Origin of the sequence: Chitinophaga sp. Cy-1792, from assembly GCF_011752935.1 — a bacterium.
Taxonomy (GTDB): Bacteria; Bacteroidota; Bacteroidia; order Chitinophagales; family Chitinophagaceae; genus Chitinophaga.
The window spans coordinates 2,535,349-2,557,348 of the sequence record NZ_VWWO01000002.1 but is presented as its reverse complement, the minus strand read 5'-3'; the positions used below and the strand labels follow the sequence as shown (position 1 = coordinate 2,557,348).

15 protein-coding genes are annotated in these 22,000 nt (G+C 47.5%); 7 read left to right on the top strand and 8 right to left on the bottom strand.

The genetic code is table 11. From position 1 onward, the window contains the following. Positions 1-84 precede the first annotated feature (84 nt). Positions 85-591: a GNAT family N-acetyltransferase gene (locus F3J22_RS24470; protein WP_167020548.1), complete on the top strand. Its 507-nt coding sequence runs from the start codon at positions 85-87 to the stop codon at positions 589-591. A gap of 139 nt (positions 592-730) precedes the next feature. After that, a complete protein-coding gene (locus tag F3J22_RS24465; protein ID WP_167020547.1) occupies positions 731-1,840 on the top strand; it encodes an acyltransferase in 1,110 nt (369 codons plus the stop codon). Here F3J22_RS24465 and F3J22_RS24460 read toward each other — a convergent pair. From F3J22_RS24460 to F3J22_RS24450, 3 genes are all read right to left on the bottom strand, one after another. Continuing rightward, complete coding sequence (locus F3J22_RS24460) at positions 1,837-2,883, bottom strand: glycoside hydrolase family 130 protein (protein WP_167020546.1); 1,047 nt, start codon at positions 2,881-2,883, stop codon at positions 1,837-1,839. The two genes, F3J22_RS24465 and F3J22_RS24460, sit on opposite strands and share 4 nt — an antisense overlap. Before the next feature lie 93 nt (positions 2,884-2,976). Beyond that, positions 2,977-3,465, bottom strand: coding sequence for a molybdopterin-dependent oxidoreductase (locus tag F3J22_RS24455; protein ID WP_167020545.1), 489 nt, complete (start codon positions 3,463-3,465; stop codon positions 2,977-2,979). A 12-nt stretch (positions 3,466-3,477) separates the two neighbouring features. Continuing rightward, positions 3,478-4,530, bottom strand: coding sequence for a cytochrome-c peroxidase (locus F3J22_RS24450; protein ID WP_240155160.1), 1,053 nt, complete (start codon positions 4,528-4,530; stop codon positions 3,478-3,480). A gap of 203 nt (positions 4,531-4,733) precedes the next feature. Here F3J22_RS24450 and F3J22_RS24445 point away from each other — a divergent pair, with 203 nt between their 5' ends. From F3J22_RS24445 to F3J22_RS24435, 3 genes are read left to right on the top strand one after another with little or no spacing between them, the layout of a single operon-like run. After that, entirely contained in the window at positions 4,734-9,785 is a 5,052-nt protein-coding gene (locus F3J22_RS24445) for an Ig-like domain-containing protein (RefSeq protein ID WP_167020544.1), read from the top strand. A 5-nt stretch (positions 9,786-9,790) separates the two neighbouring features. Next, complete coding sequence (locus F3J22_RS24440; protein ID WP_167020543.1) at positions 9,791-10,807, top strand: PorP/SprF family type IX secretion system membrane protein; 1,017 nt, start codon at positions 9,791-9,793, stop codon at positions 10,805-10,807. Between the two features lie 40 nt (positions 10,808-10,847). Beyond that, positions 10,848-12,593, top strand: coding sequence for an OmpA family protein (locus F3J22_RS24435; RefSeq protein WP_167020542.1), 1,746 nt, complete (start codon positions 10,848-10,850; stop codon positions 12,591-12,593). 415 nt (positions 12,594-13,008) lie between these two features. On the opposite strand, the gene F3J22_RS24430 is transcribed toward F3J22_RS24435, so the two are convergent. Continuing rightward, positions 13,009-14,106: an endonuclease/exonuclease/phosphatase gene (locus F3J22_RS24430; protein WP_240155159.1), complete on the bottom strand. Its 1,098-nt coding sequence runs from the start codon at positions 14,104-14,106 to the stop codon at positions 13,009-13,011. A gap of 381 nt (positions 14,107-14,487) precedes the next feature. Between F3J22_RS24430 and F3J22_RS24425 the strand changes: the two genes are divergently transcribed. Together F3J22_RS24425 and F3J22_RS24420 are read left to right on the top strand one after the other, a co-directional pair. Continuing rightward, positions 14,488-17,028 (top strand): TonB-dependent receptor, encoded by a 2,541-nt coding sequence (locus F3J22_RS24425; RefSeq protein ID WP_167020541.1) that lies wholly within the window; start codon positions 14,488-14,490, stop codon positions 17,026-17,028. A 57-nt stretch (positions 17,029-17,085) separates the two neighbouring features. Then, positions 17,086-19,161, top strand: coding sequence for a DUF5689 domain-containing protein (locus F3J22_RS24420; protein ID WP_167020540.1), 2,076 nt, complete (start codon positions 17,086-17,088; stop codon positions 19,159-19,161). 65 nt (positions 19,162-19,226) lie between these two features. Here the strand turns inward: F3J22_RS24420 and F3J22_RS24415 are convergent, their stop codons facing one another. The 4 genes from F3J22_RS24415 to F3J22_RS24400 all read right to left on the bottom strand — a co-directional run bounded on the left by F3J22_RS24415 (position 19,227) and on the right by F3J22_RS24400 (position 21,988). Beyond that, on the bottom strand, positions 19,227-19,586 hold the full coding sequence (locus tag F3J22_RS24415) for a dimethylsulfonioproprionate lyase family protein (protein ID WP_167020539.1): 360 nt from the start codon (positions 19,584-19,586) through the stop codon (positions 19,227-19,229). An 11-nt stretch (positions 19,587-19,597) separates the two neighbouring features. Then, entirely contained in the window at positions 19,598-20,017 is a 420-nt protein-coding gene (locus tag F3J22_RS24410; RefSeq protein ID WP_167020538.1) for a DoxX family protein, read from the bottom strand. Between the two features lie 81 nt (positions 20,018-20,098). Then, positions 20,099-20,887: an AraC family transcriptional regulator gene (locus F3J22_RS24405; protein ID WP_167020537.1), complete on the bottom strand. Its 789-nt coding sequence runs from the start codon at positions 20,885-20,887 to the stop codon at positions 20,099-20,101. Positions 20,888-21,010: 123 nt separating this feature from the next. Then, positions 21,011-21,988: a DNA/RNA non-specific endonuclease gene (locus tag F3J22_RS24400; protein ID WP_167020536.1), complete on the bottom strand. Its 978-nt coding sequence runs from the start codon at positions 21,986-21,988 to the stop codon at positions 21,011-21,013. Positions 21,989-22,000: the final 12 nt, after the last annotated feature.

Below are 22,000 nucleotides of genomic sequence, written 5' to 3'. Positions count from 1 at the left end.
TCTGATCCGGTCAGCAATCGTACATCTGCCTATTTTTTTATAGTAGAATAAATTAGATTTTTATGTAAAGTTAAAGCAGGCTTTATGATGATAGTAAACAGTACGATGGCCGATATGGATACTTTATTTGCATTTTACCGTGCAGGTGCCGTGTATATGAAAGACATGGGGGAGGTGCGCCCCTGGCAGGAATTTGAACGTACTGCCGTAGCGAAGGAAATTGAAGAGGGCCGGCAGTGGAAGGTATTGGACAATGGAGAGACCGTAGCGGTATTTCTGACCACCTATAACGATCCATTCGTATGGCAGGAGAAAGACCAGGACCCCGCCGTATATATCCATCGGATAGCGACGCATCCTGAACACCGCGGAAAGGGATATGTGCAGGGAATTGTGGATTGGGGAAGGGAACATGCGCGCGAAAACGGGAAAAAATTTCTGCGGTTGGATACCGGTGCCCGAAACACCCGCCTCGTCAATTATTATAAACGTTGCGGATTTAATTTGCTCGGCGAGGTATATCCCGATTCACCGGCGCTTCCTGCGCACTATCGCGGAGGTATCATTGCCCTGATGGAGATAGCTATATAGTTTTATTACAGCGGTAGTCCGGAATACAGCTGTATTTACCTATCCATTGAGATAAAGATGGTATGAAATTTGGCGGGCAGGCCTGCAAATACGCCTGTGCGTATCACCATATCACATCACCATATCTTTATTAAAACAGATGGAAAACCGTATCAATGCCCTCGACGGGTTTCGGTTCCTGGCGATCAGCCTGGTTGCCGTATTTCACTATTACAGCCGCTTTACGCTGCCACAGTCTCCCGTCAATTACTACCCTTATGGCAACAGCTTTAACAATGTATTTTCTGCGAATGCCTATCTTGGTGTACACTTTTTCTTTATCATTTCAGGTTATGTTATCTACTTCAGTATCCTGAGAAGCAGCCACCTAAAGGATTTCTTCCTGCGGCGCTTTATCCGCTTATTTCCGCCGTTACTGCTGGCTTCCGTGATCACCTTCGTTTTTGTGGCGGTAGCAGATCCGCAGCAGGCGTTTCCGTTTCATGTCAGTGTATTTTCCTTTCTGCCTTCACTGACTTTCACCGACCCGCTTTTCTGGCAGCCATTGCTGAAGGGGCATAAGATCGCCCTGATCGATGGGGCGTACTGGTCTTTGCTGGTAGAAGTGAAATTTTATGTGTTGATCGCCCTGATCTATTTTCTGCTGCCCAGGGAGAAATTTTTACGTAACTGGACTTCCCTGATGGCCGTACTGCTGGTCGTACATACCCTGGCAGCGTATGTTCATTTCCCGATGTCGGTGGCCATACGTAAGGCAATGGATATCTTTTTCTTCTATAACTATATTGCATTCTTTTCTGCCGGCATCTGCTTTTATGATTTTTATATTCATAGGAAATGGCGGCCGGAGTACCTGGTTACAGCGGTGATGGCGGGTATTACGCTATGGTCGCTGGGATGGGCAGGTATGGCCTTTATGGCGGTTTTCCTGGTATTATTTACCATGCTGGTAAATGGCAGCCACTTGTTGGGGTTCTTCGCTTTGCCGATGGTAAGAAGAATCGGCGTGATCAGTTATACACTGTACCTGTTGCACCAGTTCATAGGCCTGATACTGATCAATGCGATCTGTAAATGGGTGCCGGCGGAGGTATTATGGCCGGCAGTGCCCGTTTTCGTATATGCCTTGCTGATAGTAGTCACGGAATTGATTTACCGCTTTTATGAAGAGCCGGTAAGAAAGCTCCTGACCAATTACTATTTTCCAAAGCGTGTGCCGGTGCCTATGGTGGAGAAACAGGCCGCCTAATCCAGCGTATTCAGGATTTCCTGTATGGAGAAACTGGCCCCGCAAACATATTCATCCGCAGCGCCGTAATAAATGGTGAGCTGATCGCCATTGACCAGGTGGCCATTGGTGAATACAACATGCCCGAAGAAGCCCGTCAGTTCGTACGCAGCGCCTGGTTCCATAATAGGAAGGTGGGAGCGGGACAATACCTTCGCAGGATCTTGCAGATCGAGTAACAGCGCACCCAGACAATACCGGTGCATGGCATCGGCGCCATGGTAGATGGCCAGCCAGCCATGCGCCGTTTTTATAGGCGCAGCACCCGCGCCTACCCGGGCGCTATCCCACATGCCGGGCCTGCTTTTGGCAATACACTGGTGCTGGCCCCAGTGAATGCTATCCGGGGAAGATGCCAGCCATATGTAGTTGCCACCCAGCGTTGGACTGCTGGGCCGGTGAAAAGCATAATAGCTGCCGTTTACGCGTTCTTCGAAGATGGCACAGTCCTTATTGTGCGGCGGGAATATCAATCCTGCCGAATGATAGTTTTTCCAGTCGGTCGTTGTTTTCATACCTACAGCCACCCCATTTTCAGAAACAGCCGTATAGGTGAGGTAGTAAGTGCCTTCCAGGAATGATACCCTGCAATCCTCTATGCCAAAGGTTTCCAGGCTCCCCGTGCCATAAATGGCTGGATAGTCCGGGTCTTCTTTAAAATGAATGCCGTCGTCGCTGGAGAAAAGCCGCAGATGAGAAAGGGTGGTGAGGAAGTCGACCCCCTGGTAATTGATGACACGGGCATCTGTAGCGATAAGGTCCGGATCATTGAGGAGAATCTCCCGGATCATCATCTTCCCATCAGGTTGTAATACCGGAAAGGAGACGTGTATCTTGGACTGCTCGGGCCTCTCCGCCACCCGAACGATGAGCCAGGTTTTACCATTGAAAGAGAATACGCCCGGATTAAGCAGACAGGCTACTTTGAGTCCGGGCATACTGGCGGTGATGTCACCAGGCTTTAATAAAGGGTTTGCAGGAAATCTAGTTGCTAAATCAGGCATCTGCAGAAAAATTTATATGCTTCCCGATCAGGTATTTATCTCCTGTAAATACAATTTATCCAAACCGAATGTTTATCGTATTAACAACGGTCCTTATTTCGCGAAACCTATCGTTAGGGTCGTTACTTCCCATACCCAGCGTGCAGGGCGCTTTTCTCCGGGTACTACCAGCCGGTAAGGGCCTTTGCCGGAAGGTAATGGTTGTCCGTCGGACTCCATCGCCAGCAGGATCGTTTTATCGTTGAATGCGGGGTCAATTTCAGGAAGGGAGAACAGCACTTCATAACCATCGCCGGATTTTACCAGGAGGTATTTGGCCATGTTCTCACCACGGAGTGCAGTGCCGAAGGTGACACCGGCTGCCTGTAAAATATCGTAGAGTGCCACGCCGCTGTATACATGGGATTTACCGTCTTTATCCGCAGCAGTGACCGTGCTTTTCTTCATCTGTTGGAGCGTCTCGGGCGTGAGCGTCAGCGGGGTGGTAACTTCACCGGTAACGGTGATGGTAGCCGGTTTGGTTTGTGCAGTTGCCAGTATGCTGCCGGAGCAGAGTATAGCCAGTAGCCATGTTTTTATCATTGGTACAGCGATTTACAGATGTGGATCAGAGAAACGTTTGTCGTGAATAAAGGTACTATCTGTGAGCATATGAAGAAAGGCAATGATATCATTTTTTTCTTTTTCAGAGAGATGCAGTGTATGCGTGAGCGTATCATTGTAGTTGCCACGGATAGCCGGACTCAGCGTACTGCTTTGTTTGATATGATCGCTGTAGTGGTCGAGGACTTCTTCCAGTGTAGCAAAGCGGCCGTCGTGCATGTAGGGCGCCGTTAATGCGATATTGCGCAGGGTCACCGTCCGGAAGCGGCCGATATCAGTAGGTTGGCCGGTGATGGAAGCGCGGCCTTCATCGGCAGGGAAACTGTCGAGGCCATTGTTATGATATAGCTCTACGAATAGTTTCGGGCCGCCATGGCAATGGCCGCAGCCTGCGCCACGGATCCCTTTTTCCGGAGCAGGGTTGCCCATGAAAAGCGCCATACCGTTAGCTTCTGCGGTAGTAGGCGTGTATTGGTGCACGAGATATTTATCGTAGTTGGAATTGGCAGAGATCAGGGAGCGTTCGAATTGTGCGAGTGCTTTGATGATAAGTGTATCAGTAATGGTGGCGGTACCAAATGCAGCTTTGAACAGGGTAGGGTAATGCCTTGTTTGTGAGAGCTTATGCACAGATATAGCCAGCGGCTGCCCCATTTCATGCGGGGCGGTGAGTGGGGTAGCGGCTTGTGCTTCCAGCGAGGCCGCGCGGCCATCCCAGAAGAAGTTACGCACCCATAATAAGTTTGCCAGCGACATCGAATTACGTGTAGTCGTTACCGTGTCAATTCCGGTACTGAATTGCTTTCCGTCTGTAAATGCTTTTGATTGCTGGTGGCAGCTGGCGCAGGAGATGGTGTTGGTGCCTGATAGTAATTTTTCGTAGAAGAGCATTCTGCCGAGGTATACACCATTTACGGTGGCTGGATTATCAGGAGGTGTATTGATTCTGTTGGAGAAATAAGATGGATATATATAAGTATAGGTGGTGTCTTTTAAAACGATTGGCGCATGACTAAGATGGATGCCGGACACCGAAAATGTCAAAAATAAAAGAGTGGAAATTAAAACATTTTTCATCATCCTAAAAGTAGAAATATTTTATTAACGTTCAATGTATGTTAGAATCTAACATGTTTTTATAATATAATATTCTATTAATAATGAATACTTTATGATAATAATTTGTTAATCATTTGGACGCATTTGCTTAACAGTTGGCGGATAGATTTGCCGTCTAATTTTTGCGTATGCGTTACCTATTTATCCTTATTCCCCTGATATTTTGTTTTCTATCAACCAACGCACAATTTAAAGGTTTAGTAGTAAATGAATTTTCACAGGGAGATGCTGGCAACAAAGAATACTTTGAGCTGGTAGTTGCAGGTACAAGGACCTGCACAGAAACCACCGCAGATTTGCGGGGATGGATTTTTGACGATCAGAATGGATGGTATGGAGGATCGGGAACCGGTATTGCCACAGGGCATATGCGGTTTGCCAATGATCCTGCATGGGCGGCCATTCCGTTTGGGTCAATTATCGTATTATATAATAAAGATGACATTAACACGGCTATCACTACTGCCGGGTTAGCGGACGATCCTTTTGATGCCAACAAAGATGGCGTATATGTGATCCCTATCAGTAAAACAGCCACTTCGGTAAATGGCGTGATTGACATCAATACGACCTCACCGACTTCACCTTCTTCAGCTACATTTGTTTATGGTTCTGCCGGGAGCTATGCGAAACTTTCTACAGCAGGCGCTACTGCCTGGAATACTATACTAGGGTTAAGTAATTCCGGCGATGCAGTCATCACAGTAAATCCGGCAAAACCCGGACAACCATTTTGCTCCGTTGTATTTGGTTTTGTTCCGACAACAGGTAATACACCAACCGTAACATTGGGTGCCGTTGTTGCCAAGAAAAATGCTTACCTGAAAGATGGTAATGGAGACAACTATAATATTGCCGGTAATTGGGCCATCGGCGATGCAAATACTGACGAAACGCCGGGGCTGCCGAATACGCCCCTGAACAAGGCCTGGATCGATGCCATGAGACAGGATCCGCTGCCGCCAACTGCCAACACCGGTAATAATACTGTTTGCGTAGGTGCAACAACCGCCCTTAGCAACGCCACTACTGGCGGTACATGGTCTTCCGCTACTCCCGGTATTGCTACAGTAAACAGTACTACCGGATTGGTAACAGGTGTTGCTGCGGGTACAGTAGATATTATCTATACTATTGGTGGTTGTAAGGCTGTTACATCTGTTGTTGTTACTGCGGGTGCTACCACACCTGTTATCACCGGTCAGGCAGCCATGTGTACCGGTAGTACTGCCTTGTTCACTGCGGATAATCCTGGTGGTACCTGGAGCAGCAGCAATACTGCCATACTCACTGTAGATCCTGCCGGTAATGTTACCGCTGTTGCTGCCGGATCTGCCAATATATTATATACCACTACCGGCTGCGGTGGTGCTACCGGAACATACGCTGTTACAGTAACGGCTGCCGTTACACCTGGTGCTGTCAGTGGTCCTGACGATGTATGTAAAGGTACTGTGATCACGTTAACGAATACGGTTGCCGGTGGCGCCTGGAGCAGCAACAATACCGCTGCCGCCACTGTAAATGCTGCCACCGGTGAGGTAACCGGTGTTGCCGCTGGTACTGCTACCATTACCTATACACTGTCCGGAACCTGCCAGACCGGCTCTTCTTCTAAAACTATTACAATAAATGATAAGCCTGCAAAGCCGGTAATTACCGGCCCGACCAGTGTTTGTAAAGATGCAGATATCACCTTATCTGCCGATATTACCACTGGTAGCTGGACATCAGCCGATAATGCCATCGCCAGTGTAGATGCTACTACAGGCCTGGTACATGGAGTTGCCGGTGGCAATACCATTATTACCTATACTGTTTCCAATACATGTGGCAATAACGCTACCGACTATACGGTTTCGGTGAATGATATTCCTGCGGTACAAGCTATCCAGGGTGGCAGCAGCATCTGCGTCAGCACTACCGCTTACGCCTATACGGATGCAACTGCCGGTGGTACCTGGAGCTCCAGCAATACCAGCATTGCTACCGTTGACGCTGCAGGTAATGTGATGGCGTTGACAGCAGGTAATTTTACCCTGACTTACACAGTGCCTGGCACTTGCGGCAATGGCATTAAAACACTGGATATTACGGTGGGTGATGTGCCTGCCAACGCTACAGTTACAGGTGCTTCCAATGTTTGCATCAGCTCTGCTGTTGATTTAACCGCCAACATCGCGGGAGGCAAATGGACTTCCGGCGATGATAACATAGCCACGGTAGATATCAATACCGGAAAGGTTACCGGCGTGAGCGCAGGTACTGTAACCATTACCTATACACAAACCAACAGCTGTGGCAGCACTGCCAATACGCATGTTATCACAGTGGCTGCCGGTGCTACCGCCGCTGCCATAGCGGGTAACAACAGCATCTGTACCGGAACGGTTTATTCCTATACCAACGCTACTCCGGGCGGTGTCTGGAGCTCCAGCGATAATACCGTTGCAACCGTTGACGTCAACGGTAATGTAACGCCTGTCAAAGCAGGAACTTTTACCTTATCCTATACTGTTAGCAGCGCCTGCGGCAATGATACCAAAACATTAAATGTTACGGTAACGGCTACACCGGTAGATGCCACTATTTCCGGCCCAACAAGCGTTTGTACGGGAGCAACCATTTCCCTGACGGCTGATCAGGCCAACGGTACCTGGACCTCCGGTAATACTGCCCTGGCAACCATAAATGCTACCACCGGTGTAGTAACGGGTGTAGCTGCGGGTAATGTGGTGATCACCTATACACAGTCTAACAGCTGTGGGATCAAAGCTAATACCCAGACAGTAACCATTAACGCTGCACCTGTTTTAAGTACTATCGGTGGTAATACGGCTATCTGTACCGGCACCGATTATAACTACACGAATACGGTAACAGGCGGTACCTGGACATCCAGCGACCTTGCTGTTGCTACCGTAGATGTCAATGGAAAGGTGACGCCGGTTAAAGCTGGTACCTTCACCTTAACCTATACTGTCAGCAGCAGCTGCGGCAATGTTTCCCAGACACTGGGTATCACTGTTACTGCTACACCGGTTGATGCAGTCATTGCAGGTCCTGCTGCTGTATGCACCGGTTCCACTATCACACTTACTGCTGATCAGGCAGGTGGCAGCTGGACTTCCGGTAATACCGCAATCGCTACCGTAAACAATACTACAGGTGTAGTAAGTGGTATTACAGCTGGTAATGCTGTCATCACCTATACACAAGCCAATAGCTGTGGTACCAAAACCAATACACAGACAGTTACCGTAAATGCGGCTCCTGTATTAACTGCCATCAACGGCAATGCCAGCATTTGCATGGGTAACACTTATGCCTATACGAATTCGACCCCGGGAGGTACCTGGACGTCCAGTGATATTAATGTTGCCACCGTTGACGGACTGGGAAATGTAACCCCTGTTGCGGCGGGAAGCTTTACCTTAACCTATACTGTAAACAGTACCTGCGGTAATGTATCCACAACGCTGGCCATCACCGTAGGTGATAAACCATTAGTGAGCACTATCAATGGCGCAGGCAGCGTTTGTGCAGGCGCCACCATTTCTTTGAGCAACAGTACACCTTCGGGTACCTGGAGCAGTACAGATAATACCATTGCCACGGTGGATGTAAACGGCACCGTAACCGGTGTTGCCGGCGGAATGGTAAATATTACCTATTCCGTATCCAACAGCTGTGGAACATCTGCCCAGACAAAAACAATTACGGTGAATACCCAGCCTGTAGTGGCTGCCATTGCAGGTAGCAACAACATCTGTACCGGTGCTACTCAAACCTATACCAACGCTACGGCTGGTGGTACCTGGAGCAGCAGTGACAACAGTATTGCTACCGTAAGTGCTGCCGGTGTGGTTACACCGCTGGCCAAAGGCACGTTTATACTTACCTATACCGTAAATAGTGTATGCGGCAACGTTAGTAAAACACTGTCGGTTAATGTTGATGCCAAACCAGTGCTGAGTGCCACTACCGGTACCAGTACACTATGTGCAGGATCTGTTGCTACGCTGAACAACAGCTACCCTGGCGGTACATGGAGCAGCAGCAATACGGCTGTAGCCTCTATTGATGCTACCGGCAAGGTAACTGCAAATGCAGTGGGTACTGCTGATATGTACTATGCAGCTACTAACGGTTGCGGTACTACGCAGGTGCCATTCACAGTAACGGTATCGGATAAACCGCAGGTACCAGCGATTACCGGTGTTACTGATATCTGTAAAAATGCGCAAACGAATTTCTCGAATACTTTAGCAGGGGGGCAGTGGAGCAGTGCCAATAACAGTATCGCTACCGTTAATGCAACTACTGGCGCGGTAAGCGGTGTAAGTGCAGGTACTACCAATATCATCTATACTGTTACCAATACCTGTGGCAGCAGTGCACAATCACATGCCATTACTGTAAACGATATCCCTGTAGTACCTGCTATCAGTGGTATTGCAGATATCTGTCAGAATACCGGTATACAACTGAGTAATACGACAGCCAACGGTGTCTGGAGTTCTTCCAACAGCGCAGTGCTTACGGTGGACGCCAGCGGTTGGGCGACGGGCTTAACTATCGGAACTGCAGATATTACCTACACGGTGGATAACAAAGGTTGTGTGGCAAGTACCAAAGCTACCATCCAGGTGCAGGGACTCAAGCTGACGCTGAGTACCAGCACAGAAACACTGGTGGCAGGAAAGCCATTTACTGTTACCAGCACTGGTGATGCAGTATACACCGTTACCGACTGGAAACCGGCAGGTATGTTTACCAACCAGCAAGCCAAGCAGCAAACAGTCACCCTGTACGACCAAACGCCGGTAGTGATTACCGTTAATGGTAAAACCACTGCAGGATGTCTGGCTTCCGCTTCCATTACTGTAGCAGCTGTTCCTAACAGCGCCGACTTCTTCGTACCGAATGCCTTCACGCCTAATGGCGACGGCAGGAACGATGTGTTCAAAGCCTATGGTTCCGGCATCAGGGAGATCACGCTGCAGGTATATACCCAGTGGGGCGAGAAAGTATTTGAAAGCAATGATGCCACCCGCGGATGGGATGGTACCTATAAGGGTCGTCAGCAGCCTGTGGGCGTGTATGTATACGCGTTAAAGGCGGTTATGCTGGATGGTGCGGTAATTACTAAAAAGGGTTCTGTTAATTTAATTCGATAATTACGATGAAAAGAAATCTTGGTTTTTCATTAATGATATTTCTCCTGGCTGCACTTAAAGTGCAGTCAGGTTATGCGCAGGTAGATCCGCATTTCTCACAATATTATATGTACCCTATGAGTCTGAACCCTGCGCTGACAGGCTTGATGGACGGGGATTACCGGGTGTCGGCCATTTACCGCAGTCAATGGGGGAGTGTGGCCAGTCCTTATTCCACGGTAGGATTGTCGGGAGATATGACCACCAACAAGAACATTAATATTGGCGCAAACATATTTAACCAGAAGGCCGGTAATGGTGGTTACAACTACCTGAACGGCTATGTAACGGTAGCCTATACCGGTGTGAAGTTTGGTCCTGAGGGAGATCAGCATATTTCTTTCGGTTTCCAGGGAGGTTTGCTGAGTAGAAGATTTGATCCGGCGAAGTTCCAGTTTGGGCAGCAGTGGCTGCCAGGCACGGGGTATGATGCGGGCATTCCGAATGGAGAAAGCTTTCAGCAATCTAAGTCCAGCGTTTTTGACGCCGGCTTTGGGGTGGCTTATTATGATGCCACACCGGATAAAACAGTGAGTCTTTTTGGAGGGGTGTCTGCCTTTCACCTGACGCAGCCTAAGGACCCGTTCCTGAAATCGGGTAATAAGGAAGTGATGCCGGTACGGTACAGTGCACATATGGGGGCACGTATAGCTATGAACGAAACGGTAACTTTTGTGCCTAACGGCGTATATTCATTACAGGGAAATTCACAGGAAAAGATGCTGGGGGCGTATTTCCAGCTGATGGCCAACGAAACTACCGATGTGATGCTGGGTGCCAACTGGCGTATGAATGATGCGGTGTCGCCGTTTGCGGGTATTTACTTCAACGGTATGACCATCGGCCTGAGCTATGATGCCACCACTTCCCAATTGGGAAAGCTGGCGAATGCCAATGCCAACAGCTTTGAGCTGAGTATCTCTTTCACCGGAAAAAGACGCAACAGCATTAAAACGAACTATTTCAAATGTCCACGTTTATAATGCCAACATTTTAAGACCCTGATTTATCCTTATCAACGTAATGAAAAAGTATTACCTACAAATATCATTGCTGACAGTAGCCGCACTGGGTATAAGGCCGGTGATGGCACAATCGCCCCGGTCGGCAATCGCCAAGGCAGATGCCTTGTTCGGCCAGCAGGAGTATTTTGCTGCCGCACAGCTCTATGAGCAGTGCTATACCGGAAAGGCCTTGTCAGACAAGCACTATGCAGCCCCGTTCTCCGTAAAAAAGATCCGCAGGAAATCAGCTGCAAAAAAATATAATAATGCAGACCTGGCTTTTAAAGTAGCGGAAAGCTATCGCCAGTGTTTTCATTACCAGCTGGCAGCAGACTGGTATGCGAGGGCTATTGCGGAAAATTCGCACCAGCCGCAGCTACAGTATTGGTACGGGGTTACACTTCGCGCCACCGGCCATCCGGAAGAGGCTAACGCTGCGCTGACGAAATTTCGTACAGGCCTTCCCGATACCGACCTGTACAAGCAGGCTGCTGCCGCTGAGCTGGACAATATCTCCTTTGCTGCCACGCAGGCTGCCCATGAGGATATCCGTACGGCTATACTACATGTTGCCGGTGATTCCCTGACCGCTATCAGTGCGCTTTCCTGGAAAGACAATAATCATGTCATTTTCACGGGTGTGTCGCCGGATGGGGCTGTATTCGGCAATAAACTATATGAGGCCGTATTACAGGACGGGAAGCTAACAGCGGTAACGCCGTTAGGCATTGCGTCGGAAGGCGCACAGCTGGCCGCCGGCAGCTATACGCCCGATGGCCGCACCATCTATTTTACCCGCTGGGAAATGGTGGACAGCAAAAAACAGGCAGCTATCTACAGTACCACGCTGGCAGATGGTAAGTGGTCGGTACCTGAGAAAGCGCCAGCAGCCATCAACGCACCGGGTTATAATGCCATGCAGCCCTTCGTAACGGCGGATGGTAAAAAACTGCTGTTTGCGTCCGACAGGCCGGGAGGCGCCGGAAAATATGATATCTGGATAGCAGACCTCAACGGCACTAATGTAGCAGGAGCGGCCGTGAATGCCGGTACCAACGTGAATACCGCCGGAGATGAAGTGACGCCTTTCTATGATCAGGAGGCCCAGGTACTGTATTTCTCTTCTGATGGAAGACCTGGCATGGGCGGACTGGACGTTTACAGCAGTGCGGGCCCTCTGTCTGATCTGCGTGTAGCCGTGAATGTGGGTATGCCGGTAAATTCCATAAAACATGACAGCTATTTCACATTACGTCCGGGAAGTGGTGGTAAGGAAGCTACGCTGAGTTCCGACAGAAACTCAGATTGTTGTCTGGGAATTGTCTTTTTACAATTTCCACCGGAGCCGCCAAAGGTAATAACGGAAACGCCTGTTGTAGCCGTAACACCGCCACCACCTGTGGTTCAGGAGAAAAAAGATACCAGCTGGTTTATACATTTTGATTTCGATAAATCAATTTTAAAACCGGAAGCGATGACGATTCTGGATGAATTGGCAAAGATTTTGAAAGAAGATAATGCATTGAAAGCAGAAATTTTTGGGCATACCGATGGTAAAGGTTCGGATGATTACAACAATAAACTAGCCGACCAGCGCGCTCAGATATGTATGCAGTACCTGCTGAAACAAGGCATCGCAGCCGAAAGAATTAGTGGTAAGTCGTTCGGAAAGCATCAGTTACTAAAAGAAGAAAGTGGAAAGGATGATGCAGCCGCACGTGAAATGAACAGAAGGGTGGAGTGCAGGGTGTTCAGTAGCCATTAACTACGGGTGAATGACAAAAATGAATAACGGTAAAAGGATGTCTCAAAAGGAGGCGTCCTTTTTATTTTTATCAAGGTATGAATACGATTGCATAAAAATACTTTTTCCCAAAGGACTTCTTTTATGGAAGATGATAAAAGTACTGTCCACCTGGTAGTAGTAATCCCTTTCGTTACAGCATAGGGTCAGATGCTGAGGTGATCGCCTCATATAAAGTTATCAGCTATCCGCCGCAGATATTAATTGACCCGGAGGGAAAGATTGTATTGAGGACAGCAGGGATTCCTGGTGCGAAAGAAGTGGCGGGGAAGTTAAACGGGCTGCTCCCAGGGCATTGAATTCATGTAAGTTCTGCAATAAAAAAAAATGGAATGCCGTATGGCATTCCATTTTTTTTTATTGCAGACGGATCGTCTTATAATGCTTTTATCAGCGTAATGTATGTCGGGAAGTGATCACTGAACCCACCTGCGTAATTGTCAAAATCGTAGGTGCGTTTAGGATAGCCTTTATACCTTCCGGAAGTCTGAATCATATCTTCTCTCTTAAAAATATTGGCTTTATAGAACCTGAACTGTTCGTCTTTTTTAACCAGCAGATTTTGTGAGATAATGATCTGATCGAAGAGTGCCCAGGCATCCTGGTAGGCCAGTGTGCCGATTCCCCTGTTATAGAAAGCTACCCATGGGTTGAAGAGTTCCTGCGACTTCAGTTTGTCGGCGTTGCCACCGGCTTTCAGCACTTTGGTAACGCTTTCGTTGGTAGGGTTGTCGTTCAGATCACCCATTACCACCGCATTGACGTTAGGATCTTCTTTATACAATGAGTCGATGAACTTGCGGCAAACATCGGCAGCAACGGCGCGGTTAGGTGCGGAAGCTGCTTCGCCGCCAAGGCGGGATGGCCAGTGGTTCACGAAAATATGAATGATTTGTCCGTCGATACTGCCTTTTACCCAGAGTACATCGCGGGTTTTATGACGGTATCCGTTTGCATCCGGCGGGAGGTCTACGCGCAGCGGGCGGCTGTCGATGACGGTGAAATGGGCCGGATTGTACAGCAGGCCTACGTCTACACCGCGGGAATCCGGTGAGTCATAATGTACGATCTGGTAGTTCCTGGATTTGAGATAGTCGTGGTGGGTGAGTGCTTCCAGTACGCCACGGTTTTCTATTTCAGAAACACCCAGTACGGTGAGTCCTTCCGGGGAGATATCTGTTCCGATATCTTTAATAACAGAAGCAAGATTTTTTAATTTATCAAGATAAACATCTCCTGTATATCTTTTTTTTCCCGTAGGGAGAAATTCATAATCGTTGACACCTTCCTGGTGAAGGGTATCGTAGAAGTTCTCCAGGTTATAGAAACCGATGTTGACCACTTTGTATTGTCTGGACTGCGCAAAGGAGCTGGTATGCCAGCACGCCGCCAGGAGACCAATAAGCAGGAATATTCTGTACTGCATGTTATTTACAGGTGAAATAATCTGGTGATAGAATTTTATGTGCGTCATGATCGAATTACCTGTGGTAATTTTTTTGCCAGAGACCCAGTATTACGGATAACGCAACCGGTTAAACGAAGCGCGAACTTCGTAAAAATCTCTCAATTAATAAATCTAATTACAGAAAATGTCAGAATCTAACACGGATTTGCAAATTTCCTTTCCGAACGGGCGTTTCAGCCCTAAATTAATAATTTGGTAATAGTAGTTTCAAATCCCAAAGCTACTTTTGCGACTCGTGATTAAGGTGGACCCAGCCTGTTATATCAAGCGCCGATTAATCAACCGTATGCAACGAATATCCCTAGTGTGAATAGTTTGCTATGCCAGGAACTTTCCCATAGATGATATCACCTGTAAACAAACAACAATTGTTCAAATCATTAATGCATGAATAGATCTGCCAGGTTTTTTTCAAAAAGACTTTTTGCCGGGATAGGCTTTGTATTGGCCGCCCCTGCGGTGTTTGCGCAAGTCAAAAAAGACAGCGTGAATGCACTGGAGCTGAAAGATGATATTAAGAGTAACATCCCGGTAGTTGTACTGGATGAAAATGATGCCGACAATAACGTTGGTTCTTCCGGTCAAAGTATTTCGTCTATCCTTTATGGTGGTCGTGATCCTTACTATTCCGGTGTGTTTAACTTCAATGTGGCCAGGTTTAAACTCCGTGGGTACGATGCTTCCTATTTCGATACCTACATCAATGGTGCTCCGGTAAGAAACCTGACCAACGGGTATACATCCTGGAGCCTGTGGGGTGGACTCAACGACGTGATGCACAGCAGACAAACCAGCAATGGCCTGCGTCCTGTGGATTTTGCCTATGGTGATATCGGTGGTGCCAACTATATCGATACCCGTGCTTCCAAACAACGTAAGGAGCTGAGTGTAAGCTATGCACAGTCGAACCGTAACTATAACAACCGTGTAATGGCCAGCTGGAATACCGGCATGATGGCCAATGGATGGGCGTTTTCACTGGCAGCCTCTTTCCGCTATGCCGGCGAAGGTTATGTGCAGGGTACCTACTATAACGGCGCTTCCTACTTTGCTTCCGTAGACAAGAAAATTAATAAGAACCACCTGTTGTCATTTACTACGTTCGGTACCCCAACGGTTTCTGGCGGACAATCAGCCGTAACCCAGGAAATGTACGACCTGGCGGGTTCTAACTTCTATAATCCTTCCTGGGGTTATCAGCAAGGCAAAAAACGTAGCTCCAACTATACCTCCAGCTACCAGCCTTACTTTATCCTCAACCACGAATGGACGCTCAATAACAAAAGCAGCCTGAAAACATCCGCCAGCTATACCTTCGGCGAACGCGCCCGTACCGTGCTGGACTGGTACAATGCACCAGATCCACGCCCGGACTACTACCGCAACCTGCCTAGCTATGCTACAGATGCCGCTACCAAACAAATGCTGACAGACTATTACCACAATAATCCGGATGCATTGCAGGTAAACTGGGATAATCTCTATGATATCAACCGTCATGGTACCACTACCATCAACGGAAAAACGGGTAACCTTTCCCGTTATATCATGGAAGACCGTGTTACCAATACCAAAAAAGCAAACTTCAACAGCGTATACAATACCACTATCGGGAAAAGACAGGAATTCACTGCCGGTATCACCTACAGCCGCCAGGAAGACCGCAACTTTGAAAGAGTGAACGACCTGCTCGGTGGCGACTTCTTCGTAAACCTGAACCAGTTCGCTGAAAGAGACTTTCCAGGTAACGGCAATGTAAACCAGTACGACATTGATAATCCTAACCGTACTCTCCAGAAAGGTGATAAATTCGGTTACGACTACACGATGACGCTGAACGAAGCCAAAGCTTTCGCTCAGACAGTGGTGAAATTCGATCACGTAGACTTCTTCCTGGGTGCCAACTATACCTATACCTCCATGTGGAGAACCGGTAACGTTAGAAACGGACTGTATCCGGATAACTCAAAAGGTAAATCCGATACCTATACCTTCAATAACGCCGGTGTAAAAGGTGGTGTTACCTATAAACTGGATGGCCGCAACTACCTGTTTGCAAACGCTTCCTACAATACCAGGGCACCTTTCGTAGAGAACGTATTTATCTCTCCTCGTAACAGAAATACTGCACAGGCAGATCTTCGCTCTGAAAAAATCTTCACGGCAGAAGCAGGCTATGTGCTGAACTGGGAGAAACTGAAATTCCGCCTGAATGGTTACTACAGCAACTTCGCGGATGGAATGGATGTACTCAGCTATTACGACGACAGCTACCAGAACTTAGTGAACTATGCCCTCACCAACATCGGTAAAGAACATATCGGTCTGGAGATCGGTCTGGAAGCTCCTATCTATAAAGGACTGAGCCTGAAAGCTGCTGCCAACATCGGCCGCTACTATTACAACACCCGTCAGAATGCCGTGGTTACCGTTGATAACAGCTCTGCTATCCTCGCCAACGAAACCGTATATGCGAAAAACTACCGCATCGGACAAACGCCGCAGGAAGCATATACCGTAGGCCTGAACTACCAGGGCAAACGTAACTGGTTCGCCAATGTCAATTTCAACTACTTCGATCAGATGTGGCTCGACATGAACCCGATCAGACGTACAGAACGCGCTACCGCCGGTCTTAAACCAGGTACTGATGCATGGAACAACGTGCTGGCTCAGACACAGCTGCCTTCTCAGTATACCGTAGACCTCTATGGTGGTAAAACATTCTCACTCAGAACAGGTAAAATCAGATCTACACTGGTACTGACTGCTGGTATCAACAACCTGCTGGATAATAAGAAATTCGTTACCGGCGGATTTGAACAGCTGCGCTTCGACTATACTGATAAAAACGTAAACAAATTCCCTGCTAAATACTACTATGCTTATGGTCTGAACTACTTTGTCAGCGTAGGTTTAAGAATGTAATAGCAGTACCGAATATATCTAACTACATCTAATTAAAATTACTAAATAATACATCTGATGAACAAATTGTGTAAGCAATTCGTAAGGTTTTCCGGGGGAATGCTCTTCATGGGAGCATTGGCGATAACAGCTTGTAAAAAGACTTTTGACGAGCCTCCTTATAACAGCGGAGACCCTGCTATCAAGGTAACCAACTCTATTGCCGACTTACAGGCGCTCTACAAAGGCAGTCCTGTTACCATCACCAGCGATATGGTATTTGCCGGTGTTGTTATTGGAGATGATAAATCCGGTAACCTTTTCAAACAGATCGTTATTCAGGACAGCACCGCTGGTATCAATATCCAGCTGGACGCATCTAACCTGAACGCTAAGTACCCTGTTGGACGTAAAGTATTCGTGAAAGCAAAAGGGCTGACCCTGGGCGCTTATGGCGGATTACTCGAACTGGGCCTGGGTGTTAATGATCAGAACCAGCCGGTACGTATTACCCAGGCAATGATCGACTCTTTCCTGGTAGCAGGTAGCTCCAACAACGTAGTAGTACCACTGGAACTGACCATTGCGCAGCTGAACCAGAAATACCAGAACATGCTGGTAACGCTGAAAGACATGCAGGTAATTCCTGCTGATACCAGCAAAACCTATGCAGACAGCACTAAAGTAACTGCAAACGTAAATATCAATATGGCTAACTGCGACGGTGGTGCTATCGTGCTCCGTACCAGCAGCTACGCTAACTTTACCAATATTAAAGTTCCAAAAGGAAAAGGTAATATCACCGGTATCTACACCATTTTCAATACCACCAACCAGTTCGTTATCCGCGATACCGCTGACGTACGCCTGATGAATGGTGTTCGTTGCGAAGGCGGTGGCACCGGTACAGCAATCACCATTGCTGACCTGAGAAAAATGTATAAAGGCGCTGACCTGGTACTGCCTGCAGGTACTACCATCGTTGGTACTGTAGTTTCTTCTACTGCCAATGAATCTACCGGTAACGTACGCCTGGCCTCTGCTGACAACAGCTCCGGTATCCTGATGTACACCCTGAAAGGTTCTCCTGACTATACACTGGGTAGCATCCTGACTGTAAACGTAGGCGGCGGTACCCTGACTGCTTACCAGGGTGAGCTGGAACTGAAAAACGTTCCTATCGCACAGGTAACTGTTGGTGGTAACGGTACTGTTACACCACGCGTAGCTGATGTGAAAACTGTTGTTGCCAACAAAAGCAACTGGTCTTCTACACTGGTGACCATTAAAAACGTGAACATCGCGCAAACCAGCACCAGCAGCACCGGCACCAACTACGCTATCACTGATGCCACCACTGGCAGCATCGTGGCTTTCGTAAGAGATGCAAACATCAAAATCAGTGCTCCTGTTACTAACGCCAACATCACCGGTTACGTATCTGTATTCCTGGCAAACGGCGCAACAGATACCACTACACAGCTGGGTCTGCGTGCTACCAGCGATATCACCGGCGGTTCAGAAGTAGTAGCTACCAACATTGTACTGTCTACTTCTCCATACCTGATCGACTTTAACAACCTGGCTGCCGGCTTACCTGCTGGTGTAACTACCAAAGGTAAAGTAACCACTACTGCCATGGGTAATGATACCACGTTCAAGTCTGCCAACACACCATGGACAGAAACTGCCTTCGGATTTAAAAACGTTGCTTCTTTCCTGAATAGCAGCCTGACATCTGCTTCTGATGCTACTGCACAGGCAGCAAGCACAGACAGAGCACTGGCAGTTAGACAAACAAGTGCAGTAGAAGGTGTTGCCTTTGTATTTGAAATCAATGATACTAAAGGTAAATCCAACCTCTCCATGAGCTTTAACCTGCAAAGCCTGGATGTTTCATCTACTGTAGGCAGAACTACTACCTGGAACGTAGATTATGCTTTCGGTGATAATCCTACTTCTTTCAATAAGGTAACAACACCATCCGATATGACTACTGCTAATGGTTATACCGGTAAAGACTATACTGTTAATTTTGGCAGTGCACTGGATAATCAATCCGGTAAAGTATACATCCGTATCTATGCGACTGCTACCACTGGCGCTAATAGCCGCCCAATGAGTGCGATCGATAACGTGAAATTCAGCTGGTAATTCCGGTAATTGAAATAGAAATGAAAAATGGTCTCTCTCTACTTGTAGGGAGGGACCTTTTCAATTTATAAAATCTCTACTTCTTCCGGTATCACAAAAAATAGCGTACAGCCGGTGGTGGTAGTGACCGCATGTTTGTATCCCGGCGGCGTATACAGGTAATCACCTTCCTGCAGCAGCGTGTCGTTTATAAGCACTGTACCACTGAGTACGTAGATTTCTTCTCCCGCAGGATGGTTGTGGTACGGATAGGCTGCGCCAGGCTCAAATTTGAGCAGTATGGTCGTAGAGCGCTCTTTCGTGCTGTCATACAATAAAGAAACAACGGAGATCCCTTCATAATGGATCCCTTTTTCAATGAGTGGCTGAAAAGGTTTGGTATTTTTTCTGACGATATAGTCATTGATATTGGTAGATGCTTGCATGATATAAAAGTTTATAGATGAAATAATGAATCGAGGCTCCAGCGGCCGGCGGGCATGGTGTAGAGTAACAGTGCTCCGGCACTGAAGGCAAATACGGAATAGTCCAGCGGATCTTTGACGCTGCCGGAAATACTCATCGCGACGGCAAAAAGAAAGGTAAGTGCCGCAGTTCCTATGGCGGCATAAGGAATTTTAAACCCGGCCAGCAGCATAATGCCAAAAGCGGTTTCCAGGATGGTGGCGCCAATAGCCAGCGCCGGCGCCCAGGTATTGGGTAAAAAAGAATTGACTTCGGCAGTATACTTAACAAAGCCCTGCCACCCCGAAGAACGTTGCCCCCACAGGCCTAGTCTGCTTGCAACGGCCGATAGTAAACTCCCTGATAATCCGAGGCGTAACAGCAGGGTGGCGATGTCCTGATTTATTTTCATATGCTGTATGATTTACAGCTACAAAGTTGCACCAGAAAGGATCGCCGGAACATAGAGGATCCTCAGAAAAGCATGTAATATTTAGATTTCGTATTGTTCCCTGAACTGGGAAGGGGAGAGGTTCGTCTGTTTTTTAAAGAAATTGGAGAAATAGAAGGGATCATTAAAGCCCAGCTGATAGGCTACTTCCTTGATAGACAGGTTTTCGTATATCAGTGACCGTTTGGCGGCGGAGGTCATCAGGCTGTAGATGACGTTCTGGGCAGTTTTGCCGGTATGGAGTTTCGACAGCTCGTTGAGCTTGAGTTCTGTGGTAGCCAGTATCTCTGCATACTTCGCTACGGGATAATGATAGGTAGAATGGTCACGGATCGCCTCCAGGAAACGGAGAAATAAGGCATCCGGCTTCCAGATTTCATCGCCACGGCGCACCTTGGCCCTGTTAATGGCCACCAGTATAAGTTTGATCCTGCTATGAACGGATATGAGGTATTGATATGGCTGTTCCTTTAACTCGCTGCTGATGCATTCCAGTTGTTCTTCTACAACTTTTCTATCTACCGGAATAACTTCATTCATCCCAAAATGACAGAAAAGGCCATTATGAAAAATGAGTTCTATATCATGGTCATCTTTGACAAAATAATCGAGGGTGAAAGTGAGTAAATAGCCGGTAGCATGGGCTGATTCCCGGAACTGATGGATCTGGCCGGAGGTAATTGTTACGACATCGCCGCTGTGCAGCGTAAAAAGGGTGCCATCGATGGTGAGTGTCAGCTGTCCGCCGGTGCAGTATACCATGATATACTGCTGGATGCGTCTTGGGGCAGTCAGTTCATGAAGGTTGTCAAACGTAGATATTGCTACCATAATTACTATATCGGATATACTTCAAATATAGGGGTTTACCTGGCAGCTATAAAAAGATAAAGGGTCTTCCATGGTGTAGGAAGACCCTTATCGTGTAAATACATGGCAGCAACGCCACTATTATTATTGGTAAATTTTAGCTTTCAGCTGTGTTCTGATTCCGTCAGGAATATTTTTGAAGAGGTTCAGTGTTAAGCCTTGTGCCTGCAGATAGGTATTAGCTTTATCTTCCAGTGTTTTGACAGATACCAGGTAATTTTTCCAGGCAGCTTTACCGGCAGCATTGGTGCTGTACAGGGTATGGTCGTTTGGCATATCTACCGCCAGCACAGTGGTATTGGCATCGATACGGGAAAGGTCGTTATTGCCTTTTGGTAATATGATTACAACTTTCCATACTGATTTAGGAACCACTACGTTACCATTATCAACGGTATTCATGGCTACTTTGGCGGAGTTCACGCCACCCTGGCCGTAGGAACCCATTATGATATAGGCTTCATTACCAGAGCTTACAAGGGTATTTCTAATATAATCTTCCAGTCCTTCCCAAGGGCCCTGATTCAGATAAGGTGCCTGTGGGATCATGTTAGTCATATAGAAAGTGGTCTGATTGGCTGTCAGGGATGCAGTACGGTCAGCTGAAGGACAGTTGTGCCCACGGTCAAAACTACTGTTTCTATAGCTGGTTTCATTCACCTGGTACCATCCGGCAGGTACGTTTGGATCTGCACGGAAGGCATCTGTACGGCTTTGGCTGCCGATATCGTCAGACTGCAGGTGCCAGCTTACCCAAACAGGTGTACCACGGTTCTTGCTGTAAGATTCAACGAAATATGTTTGATCCATCAGGTAGTTTTCGATAAACACCAGATTCTTCTGTGCATCTGTAGGATTACCAAGTAACAGATGGGTATTGTCGCCCAGGGACGTACCGTTGTCCGTACCGCCGTTACCGTTATTGGTGTCACCAGGATTTTTTACGACGATGGTGTCAGGCGTCTGTTGGTTGGATGGTGGAGATGCTTTACGGATATCATCTTTGGCACAGGCAGCCAGCACTAACAGGGCAACATAAATACCCCATAATCTTAAATTCATTCTCATATGAGT

Coding starts and splice junctions, on each gene's coding strand:
- F3J22_RS24470 (WP_167020548.1), top strand. CDS start 85: ATGATGATAGTAAACAGTACGATGGCCGATATGGATACTTTATTTGCA.
- F3J22_RS24465 (WP_167020547.1), top strand. CDS start 731: ATGGAAAACCGTATCAATGCCCTCGACGGGTTTCGGTTCCTGGCGATC.
- F3J22_RS24460 (WP_167020546.1), bottom strand. CDS start 2,883: ATGCCTGATTTAGCAACTAGATTTCCTGCAAACCCTTTATTAAAGCCT.
- F3J22_RS24455 (WP_167020545.1), bottom strand. CDS start 3,465: ATGATAAAAACATGGCTACTGGCTATACTCTGCTCCGGCAGCATACTG.
- F3J22_RS24445 (WP_167020544.1), top strand. CDS start 4,734: ATGCGTTACCTATTTATCCTTATTCCCCTGATATTTTGTTTTCTATCA.
- F3J22_RS24440 (WP_167020543.1), top strand. CDS start 9,791: ATGAAAAGAAATCTTGGTTTTTCATTAATGATATTTCTCCTGGCTGCA.
- F3J22_RS24435 (WP_167020542.1), top strand. CDS start 10,848: ATGAAAAAGTATTACCTACAAATATCATTGCTGACAGTAGCCGCACTG.
- F3J22_RS24430 (WP_240155159.1), bottom strand. CDS start 14,106: ATGACGCACATAAAATTCTATCACCAGATTATTTCACCTGTAAATAAC.
- F3J22_RS24425 (WP_167020541.1), top strand. CDS start 14,488: ATGAATAGATCTGCCAGGTTTTTTTCAAAAAGACTTTTTGCCGGGATA.
- F3J22_RS24420 (WP_167020540.1), top strand. CDS start 17,086: ATGAACAAATTGTGTAAGCAATTCGTAAGGTTTTCCGGGGGAATGCTC.
- F3J22_RS24415 (WP_167020539.1), bottom strand. CDS start 19,586: ATGCAAGCATCTACCAATATCAATGACTATATCGTCAGAAAAAATACC.
- F3J22_RS24410 (WP_167020538.1), bottom strand. CDS start 20,017: ATGAAAATAAATCAGGACATCGCCACCCTGCTGTTACGCCTCGGATTA.
- F3J22_RS24405 (WP_167020537.1), bottom strand. CDS start 20,887: ATGGTAGCAATATCTACGTTTGACAACCTTCATGAACTGACTGCCCCA.
- F3J22_RS24400 (WP_167020536.1), bottom strand. CDS start 21,988: ATGAATTTAAGATTATGGGGTATTTATGTTGCCCTGTTAGTGCTGGCT.